The organism is Streptomyces sp. A18 (assembly GCF_059026065.1).
In genome coordinates this window covers 447640-456184 of sequence record NZ_JBWLKL010000004.1, presented here as the reverse complement: position 1 = coordinate 456184, position 8545 = coordinate 447640, and the positions used below count along the sequence as shown (strand labels likewise).

General features: G+C 68.6%; 6 protein-coding genes. 2 read left to right on the top strand and 4 right to left on the bottom strand.

Annotation, left to right across the window (positions count from 1 at the left end):
- Positions 1-426 precede the first annotated feature (426 nt).
- On the bottom strand, positions 427-1434 hold the full coding sequence (locus AC5P1C_RS10130; RefSeq protein WP_493865359.1) for a stage II sporulation protein M: 1008 nt from the start codon (positions 1432-1434) through the stop codon (positions 427-429).
- A gap of 89 nt (positions 1435-1523) precedes the next feature.
- On the opposite strand from AC5P1C_RS10130, the gene AC5P1C_RS10125 reads away from it, so the two are divergent.
- Positions 1524-2465: an RDD family protein gene (locus AC5P1C_RS10125; RefSeq protein ID WP_493865358.1), complete on the top strand. Its 942-nt coding sequence runs from the start codon at positions 1524-1526 to the stop codon at positions 2463-2465.
- 43 nt (positions 2466-2508) lie between these two features.
- On the opposite strand, the gene AC5P1C_RS10120 is transcribed toward AC5P1C_RS10125, so the two are convergent.
- Together AC5P1C_RS10120 and ahcY are read right to left on the bottom strand one after the other, a co-directional pair.
- Positions 2509-3123 (bottom strand): hypothetical protein, encoded by a 615-nt coding sequence (locus AC5P1C_RS10120; RefSeq protein WP_493865357.1) that lies wholly within the window; start codon positions 3121-3123, stop codon positions 2509-2511.
- Between the two features lie 363 nt (positions 3124-3486).
- Entirely contained in the window at positions 3487-4944 is a 1458-nt protein-coding gene (gene ahcY / locus AC5P1C_RS10115) for an adenosylhomocysteinase (protein ID WP_493865356.1), read from the bottom strand.
- A 397-nt stretch (positions 4945-5341) separates the two neighbouring features.
- Here ahcY and AC5P1C_RS10110 point away from each other — a divergent pair, with 397 nt between their 5' ends.
- Positions 5342-7402, top strand: a complete 2061-nt coding sequence (locus AC5P1C_RS10110) for a fructose-specific PTS transporter subunit EIIC (RefSeq protein WP_493865355.1) — start codon at positions 5342-5344, stop codon at positions 7400-7402.
- Between the two features lie 105 nt (positions 7403-7507).
- Here the strand turns inward: AC5P1C_RS10110 and AC5P1C_RS10105 are convergent, their stop codons facing one another.
- On the bottom strand, positions 7508-8467 hold the full coding sequence (locus AC5P1C_RS10105) for a cation diffusion facilitator family transporter (RefSeq protein WP_493865354.1): 960 nt from the start codon (positions 8465-8467) through the stop codon (positions 7508-7510).
- Between the last annotated feature and the right edge of the window lie 78 nt (positions 8468-8545).

The following is an 8545-nucleotide window of genomic DNA, read 5'->3' as shown; positions in this document are numbered from 1 at the left end:
TTGGCACGCTGTTGAGTTCTCAAGGAACGGACGCTTCCTTTGTACTCACCCTCTCGGGCTTTCCTCCGGGCGCTTCCCTTCGGTGTTTCTTTTGTTCTTGCGTTTCCGACTCTATCAGACTCTTTCGTGTCCGATTTCCCTCGGTGCCTTTCCGGTTCCTGCTCCGGCCTTTCGGCTTTCGCGTTTCCCTTTCCGGCGGTTCCGACTTTATCAGAAGTTTTCGGCCGGACTTACCGGCTCGGAGTTCCGATTTATCGGGAGTGGCTTCTTGGCCTATGAGATTCAAGAAGCAGGCAGATATTAACTGCCGCCGCTGGACTTGTCCAGCTCTACGCAACTGTTCGAATCTACCTCCCCAGGCCTTCCGTGTCAACGGTTTTTCTGGGGCGTCGAAGACACTAGCAGGTCAGCAGGGGCCGACGCACATCACGCCGCGGTGGGCACCGTGGCGCTGCGTTCCGTGGGGTCAACGTCCCCTGTGGCTCCGGCTCGTGCCGCCTTGCCGCCCAGGACGTAGACGTACGCGAGGAAGGCCAGCTCAGCGACGATGCCGATGCCGATGCGGGCCCAGGTCGGCAGGCCGGAGGGGGTGACGAAGCCTTCGATGGCGCCGGAGATGAACAGGACCAGGGCCAGACCGACGGCCATGCCGAGGGCGGCTCTGCCCTCCTCGGCGAGGGCCGTTCGGCGTGAGCGCGGGCCCGGATCGATGAGCGTCCAGCCGAGGCGCAGACCTGTGCCGGCGGCCACGAAGACCGCGGTCAGTTCCAGGAGGCCGTGTGGAAGGACCAGGCCGAGGAAGGTGTCGAGGCGACCGGCGGAGGACATCAGGCCCATGCCTACGCCCAGGTTGAGCATGTTCTGGAAGAGGATCCAGATGACGGGGAAGCAGAGGAAGCCGCCCAGGACCAGGCACATGGCCGCTGCCTGGGCGTTGTTCGTCCAGACCTGGGCGGCGAACGATGCTGCCGGATGGCTCGAGTAGTACGACTCGTACTCGCCTCCGGGGCGGGTGAGTTCGCGCAGTTCGCTGGGGGCCGCGATGGAGGACTGCACTTCAGGGTGCGTGGATATCCACCAGCCGATGATCGCCGCGAGGAGTGTCGAGAGCAGAGCGGTGGGGACCCACCAGTGGCGGGAGCGGTAGACCGCCGCCGGGAAACCGTGGGTCAGGAAGTGCGTGGCGTCGCGCCACGAAGCACGGCGGGTGCCTGTCACCGCGCTGCGCGCGCGTGCCACCAGGCGAGTGAGGCGGCCCGTTAGCTGCGGGTCAGGGGCACTGGACTGGATGAGCGAAAGATGGGTCGCCGTGCGTTGGTAGAGGGCGACGAGTTCGTCGGTCTCGGCTCCGTTGAGGCGGCGCTGGCGGCGCAGCAGGGCGTCGAGTCGGTCCCACTCTGCTCGGTGGGCGGACACGAAGACGTCGAGGTCCATCAGGTGGCTGCTCCTCGTACTGCGGCGCGATGCTGCCTCAGCTTGGCAGACTGGCCGTTCCGAGGGCAGGGCAGGGAAGGGCGGCTGACGTGAGTGAGCTTGTGACGGGCGAGGCGGTGGCGCTGGAGCTGCGCCCGGCGAAACTGCCGAGCCGTGGGCTCGCCGTGCTGATCGACCTGGTGGTGGCCTGGGCGGTCTACCTGGGGGTGACCGTCGGGGTCGTGGCCTCTACGTCCTCGTTGGACGACGCGGCGGCCGCGGCGGTCGCTGTCGCCAGTTTTCTGTTGATCCTGGTCGGCGGACCGATCGCCGTGGAGACGCTCAGCCATGGGCGGTCGCTGGGGAAGCTGGCGTGCGGGCTGCGGGTGGTGCGGGACGACGGGGGGCCGATTCGATTTCGGCACGCGTTGGTGCGGGGTGCGGTGGGGGTCGTCGAGATTCTGCTGACGTTCGGGGTCGTCGCGTGCATCGCTTCGCTGGTCTCGGCACGGGGACGGCGACTGGGCGATGTGTTCGCGGGGACGCTCGTCGTCAGGGAGCGGGTGCCCACCGCGCAGGCGGCCTTCATTCCTCCGCCACCGCCTTGGCTGGCGGGAAGGTTCTCCGGGCTCGACCTGTCCGGGGTGCCTGAGGGGCTGTGGCTGGCGATCAGGCAGTACTTGACGCGGATGGGGCAGTTGGATCCACAGGTGGGCTGGGCGATGGCGGAGCGGCTCGCAGGGGATCTCGCGGAACGTACGGGGGCGCCTGCTCCGGAGGGTGTTCCGCCGGCTGCGTACCTGGCCGCGGTCGTGCAGGAGCGGCAGACGCGGGACGCTCGGCGGGCGTTCGGCGGGGGCGGGGCCGGGGCCGGGGGCGTGAGCAAGGCGCCAGTTGGTCCGCAGTACGTCGCACCGCCGGGGCCGGGGCCTGGGCCTTACGCGGCCCATCCGGTTCGCTCGGTTCACCCAGCCCCTCCGGCTGGGCCCGAGGGCGGGCAGGAGGGTGCGGAAGCCGCGCCTCCTGGGACCGGATTCGTGCCGCCCGCGTAGGACTGGCTGGGTGGTTGGCTGACTGGGTGGCTGGGTGGCTGGGTCAGGTGAACGTCGAGGGCGGGGTCTCCAGGTTTTCGAGCTCGATGCCGGGGGCGGAGAGTACGACGTCGCCGGTGATGTGGATGGCGTGCTGTTCGCCGGTGTCCAGGGCTGTGACCTGGTATTCGTCCACGATCAAGGGGCCGTTGTCAGTGCTGTGTGCTTCGCTTTTCAGCAGGGCCCAGGACTGGTCGAGGGTGCGGGGGGCGAGGACCGGGTCGGTGAAGGCGACGAGGCGGACGCGGGTCGCGGGGGAAGCGGGGGTGAGGCGCAGGAGGCGTGTGGTCGCGATGAGGAACGCGGGGGATGTGCCGGTGAAGGCGTGGGCGGGAGCGTTGTCTTCGGTGGCGTGGGTGCCGGTCGGGTCGGTGCGTACCCAGGTGACGCCGTCGATCGCCGCGGCGCGGATCTGCCAGTCCCCCGCGTGAAGTTCGAGGCGGATGGGGCGGCCCAGCTCGTCGAGGGCGAGGTCGACGGATCCGGTGGGCTCGCCTGAGGGGGCGTTCCGCTGGGAGACGTAGCGCCAGCCGGAGGGGCCGGGGGCGCAGTGGAAGTGTTCCTCGCCGAGGGGGGTGTGGTCGTGCGTGTCGTGGAGCGAATAGTGGCCGCGGGGCATGGGGACTCGGTCCTTGTCGGGGCGGGTTCTGGGCCAGGGGCGGATCTTGCTCAAGTGCCGGGGCAGGTCGCATGTCGCATGCCGTAGGTCGGCTGTGCGCCACCAGGAGCTGTGTGCCGAGCCAGCCCGGCTCGCAGGTCGTAGGTCGGCTGTGCGCCACCAGCAGCTGCGGGCCGAGCCGGGCCGGCTCGAAGCCAAGGTAGGTCAGCCACCGTCGTCCCGGTCCGGCCGGGGCCCTGGTCAACTGCGGTCTGCACGGCCCCGCCTGCCCACGGGCGCAGGCCCCCGCCCAGTGGGCGGGGGCCTGCGGATGAGCTTGACCGGGCCGAGGTGGGGCGTCGCCCCTCCTGATGGCCGGGGCTGTCAGTAGCGGTAGTGGTCGGGCTTGTACGGGCCCTCTACCTCTACGCCGATGTAGGCGGCCTGCTCCGGGCGGAGCGTCGTGAGCTTGACGCCGAGTGCGGCCAGGTGGAGGCGGGCGACCTTCTCGTCGAGGTGCTTGGGGAGCACGTAGACGTCGGTCGGGTACTCCTCCTGCTTGGTGAACAGCTCGATCTGGGCCAGCGTCTGGTCCGCGAAGGAGTTGGACATCACGAAGGACGGGTGGCCCGTCGCGTTGCCCAGGTTCAGCAGGCGGCCCTCGGACAGGACGATGAGGACCTTGCCGTCCGGGAACGTCCACGTGTGGACCTGCGGCTTGACCTCGTCCTTGACGATGCCGGGGATCTTGGCGAGACCCGCCATGTCGATCTCGTTGTCGAAGTGGCCGATGTTCCCGATGATCGCCTGGTGCTTCATCTTGGCCATGTCGCTCGCCATGATGATGTCCTTGTTGCCGGTCGTCGTGACGAAGATGTCGACCTTGTCGACGACCTCGTCCAGCGTCGCGACCTGGAATCCGTCCATCGCGGCCTGCAGCGCGCAGATCGGGTCGACCTCGGTGATGATCACGCGGGCGCCCTGGCCGCGCAGGGACTCGGCACAGCCCTTGCCGACATCGCCGTAGCCGCAGACGAGGGCGGTCTTGCCGCCGATCAGGACGTCCGTGGCGCGGTTGATGCCGTCGATCAGGGAGTGGCGGCAGCCGTACTTGTTGTCGAACTTCGACTTCGTCACGGCGTCGTTCACGTTGATCGCCGGGAAGAGGAGGGTGCCGTCGCGGTGCATCTCGTACAGGCGGTGGACGCCCGTCGTGGTCTCCTCCGTCACGCCGCGGATCTCCGAGGCGAGCTGGGTCCACTTCTGCGAGCCCTCGGTGATGGTGCGGTTGAGGACCTGCAGGACGACGCGGTGCTCGTCCGACTCGGCGGTGTCCTCGGACGGGACCTTGCCGGCCTTCTCGTACTCGACGCCCTTGTGGACGAGCATCGTGGCGTCGCCGCCGTCGTCCAGGATCATGTTCGGGCCGCCGGTGGGGGTGTTCGGCCAGGTCAGCGCCTGCTCCGTGCACCACCAGTACTCCTCAAGGGTCTCGCCCTTCCAGGCGAAGACCGGGATGCCCTGGGGGTTGTCCGGGGTGCCGTTCGGGCCGACGGCGATGGCGGCGGCCGCGTGGTCCTGGGTCGAGAAGATGTTGCAGGAGACCCAGCGGACCTCGGCCCCGAGAGCCGTCAGGGTCTCGATGAGGACGGCGGTCTGCACGGTCATGTGCAGCGAACCCATGATGCGGGCGCCGGCCAGCGGCTGGGCGGCGGCGAACTCCTTGCGGATCGACATCAGGCCGGGCATCTCGTGCTCGGCGAGGGTGATCTCCTTGCGGCCGAACTCGGCCAGGGAGAGATCGGCGACCTTGAAGTCCTGGCCGTTGGTGAGAGTCGTCATTGGTGAGCTGCTCCTCGTGGGGGTTGATCGAGGGTGGGTGGACATGGCTGACCTGCGACGACGGCGCAGAGAAGCACCGGCGCAACAGCAGCGCAGTCCGTCGGAGGCCCTCTCTCCCTCGGTCGGCCCGTGGAGGCACCGCCCGACCGCCATCAGCAGCGACGTCTGGCTCGGTCACAAAGCTACACCGATTGGCCCAGCGAGCCCCAGCCCGCCTCCCTGCGCGCTCCCTGCGCGCCGGAGGGGGCGGGGCGGCCTCGGGCAGGAAAAGAACGGGGCCGCAGACCCGCCCATTCGGGACCTTTGCGCTTTTGAACCTGCGCGCATGTGTTGCAGGATGCCTTGAGATCGGGAACATTTGCGCGATCTTGTGTGACGAAGGTGTTAGGAGATCCACGTGACCCATCCGGCCGATCCCCCCATAGGCGGGAGCGACAGCGAGCGGAAGAAGCTCAAGCTGCTCGCGGTGACCGCCTGTCCGACCGGTATCGCCCACACGTACATGGCGGCGGAGAAGCTCTCGCAGGCGGCGGAGAGCCTCGGCATCGACATGAAGGTGGAGACGCAAGGCTCCATCGGCGCCGAGAACGTACTTTCTGACAACGATGTCAGAGACGCCGACGGCATCATCATCGCCGCTGACAAGGACGTCGACCGCGAACGTTTCGTGGGCAAGCGCGTGCTGTCCGTCGGGGTGTCCGAGGGCATCAGCCACCCGGAGCGCCTGATCGAGCAGGTGCAGAGCGCGCCGGTGCACGGCGGAGGCGGAGGCGGCGGTTCCGCCGAGCCGCTCTCCAGTGGAGGCGGGGGCGGCAAGGAGCGGAGCCTCGCGTACAAGGCGCTGATGAACGGCGTCTCGTACATGATTCCGTTCGTCGTGGTCGGCGGGCTGCTGATCGCGATCTCGCTGTCGCTCGGCGGGCACACGGACCCCCAGGGCGGGCTCGTCATCCCTGACGACACGTTCTGGAAGCACGTCAACGACATCGGTGTCATCGGCTTCACGCTGATGGTGCCGATCCTCTCCGGCTATATCGCGTACGCGATCGGCGACAGGCCCGCGCTCGTGCCAGGCATGATCGGCGGCTGGATCGCCAACACCGGCGAGCTGTACGACTCCAAGGCGGGCGCGGGCTTCATCGGGGCCATCGTGACCGGCTTCCTCGCCGGCTATCTGGTGCTGTGGATCAAGAAGGTCAAGGTCCCGAAGTTCGCCCAGCCGATCATGCCGATCATCGTGATCCCCATCGTCGCGACGACGGCCCTCGGGCTCTTCTTCATCTACGTCATCGGCAAGCCGATCGCGTGGGTCTTCGAGCATCTGACCGACTGGCTCAGCGGCATGACCGGGACCAGCGCGATCCTCCTCGGCGCGATCCTCGGGCTCATGATCGCGTTCGACATGGGCGGTCCGGTCAACAAGACGGCGTTCCTGTTCGGCGCGGGACTCATCGCGACCGGCAACCAGACCGTCATGGGCATGTGCGCCGCCGCCATCCCCGTCATGCCGCTCGGGCAGGGCATCGCGACGCTGATCCGCAAGCGCCTCTACAGCGAGCAGGAACGCGAGACCGGTCTGGCCGCCCTGTTCATGGGCTTCTTCGGCATCTCGGAGGGTGCGATCCCCTTCGCGGCCGCGCGGCCCGCGCAGGTCATCCCCGCGAACATGCTCGGTGGCGCCGTCGCCGGTGCGATCGCCGGTCAGGCGGGCGTCGAGGACGCCGTGCCGCACGGCGGTCCGATCGTGGCGGTCCTGGGTGCCGTCGGCGGCGTACCGATGTTCTTCATCGCGATCGCCATCGGTGCCGTCGTCACGGCGCTGACCACGGTCACGCTGGTCGACATCAGCGAGCGCAAGCGGCGTGGTGCGCCGGTCGTCGGCGTACCGGGCGGTCCCGAGCCGGTGCTCGCGGGAGTGAGCGCCGGAGCCGTCGCCCCGAGCGGTGCCGACGCCCTGCGGAAGGCCCCGGCGCCGGCAGCAGCCCCCTCCCCCAAGGCCGAGGACGTCCTCTCCGGCTACCTCACCGAGCAGACCGTGAAGGTCCAGCTGGACTCCGCCGACAAGGACTCCGCGATCCGCGAGATGGCGAACCTCCTCGCCGCCACCGGCAAGGTGAACGACGTCGAGGAGCTCGTGCGGACCGCTCTGCGCCGCGAGGAGCAGGGCACGACCGGGCTCGGCGAGGAGATCGCCATCCCGCACGCCAAGACCGACGCGGTGACCGCGCCGGTCGTCGGGTTCGCGCGGTCGGCCGAGGGCATCGAGTGGGGTGCGCTCGACGGTACGAAGGCCAAGCTCATCTTCATGATCTCCGTGCCGGAGGCGGCCGCGGGCGACGAGCACCTGCGGATTCTCGCGCTGCTCTCGCGCAAGCTGATGGACACCGGCTTCCGCGAGCGGCTCGAGGCGGCGCCCGACGAGGCGGCGGTCATCGAGGTGCTGCGCGAGGTTCAGTAGCAACCGCAGCAGCAGACGCCAGTACGTCGATGGGGCCCCGCACCGTGCAGGTGCGGGGCCCCATCGACGTACGTACTGCTGAAGCTGCCGTACTGCTGAAGAAGATCAGTGGCCGCCCGGCGACTTCGCCGGGTTCGTGCCGTCCGCGGCCGCCGTCTCGTCGTAGATGTCCGGCTCCAGGTAGATCACGCGGGCGATCGGGACCGCCGCGCGGATGCGCTCCTCGGCGGCGTTTATGGCCACGGCCACCTCGGCGGCCGTCTCGTCGTGCCGCACGGCGATCTTGGCGGCGACGAGCAGCTCCTCGGGGCCGAGGTGCAGCGTGCGCATGTGGATGACGCGGGTGACCTTCTCGCCGTCGACGAGCGCCTTCTCGATCTTCTCGACCTCTTCCGTGCCCGCGGCCTCGCCCAGGAGCAGGGACTTGGTCTCGGCGGCGAGGATGATCGCGATCAGGATGAGCAGGACGCCGATGCAGAGCGTGCCGATGCCGTCCCAGACGCCGTCGCCCGTCGCGAGCGCGAGGCTGACGCCGACGAGGGCCAGGATCAGACCGACCAGCGCGCCCAGGTCCTCCAGGAGCACGACCGGCAGCTCGGGGGCCTTCGCGCGGCGGACGAACTGCGTCCACGTGAGGTTGCCGCGGGTGTGGTTCGACTCCTGGATGGCCGTGCGGAAGGAGAAGGTCTCGGCGATGATCGCGAACACCAGGACGCCGACCGGCCAGTACCAGGCCTCGATCTCGTGCGGGTGCTTGATCTTCTCGTAGCCCTCGTAGATCGCGAACATGCCGCCGACCGAGAAGAGCACGATGGAGACCAGGAAGGCGTAGATGTAGCGCTCACGCCCGTACCCGAACGGGTGTTGCGGGGTCGCCTCGCGCTGCGCCTTCTTGCCGCCGAGCAGCAGCAGCCCCTGGTTGCCCGAGTCCGCGAGCGAGTGCACGCTCTCGGCGAGCATCGAGGACGAGCCACTGAAGAGGAACGCGACGAACTTCGCCACCGCGATCGCGAGGTTCGCGGCGAGTGCCGCGACAATCGCCTTTGTTCCGCCTGACGCGCTCATGTGTGCCCGTTGTCCCTTCGACTGCGTACGTTCATGACCCACCGTCGGCTTCGCTGCCGACCGGCCGGGCGCTGCTTG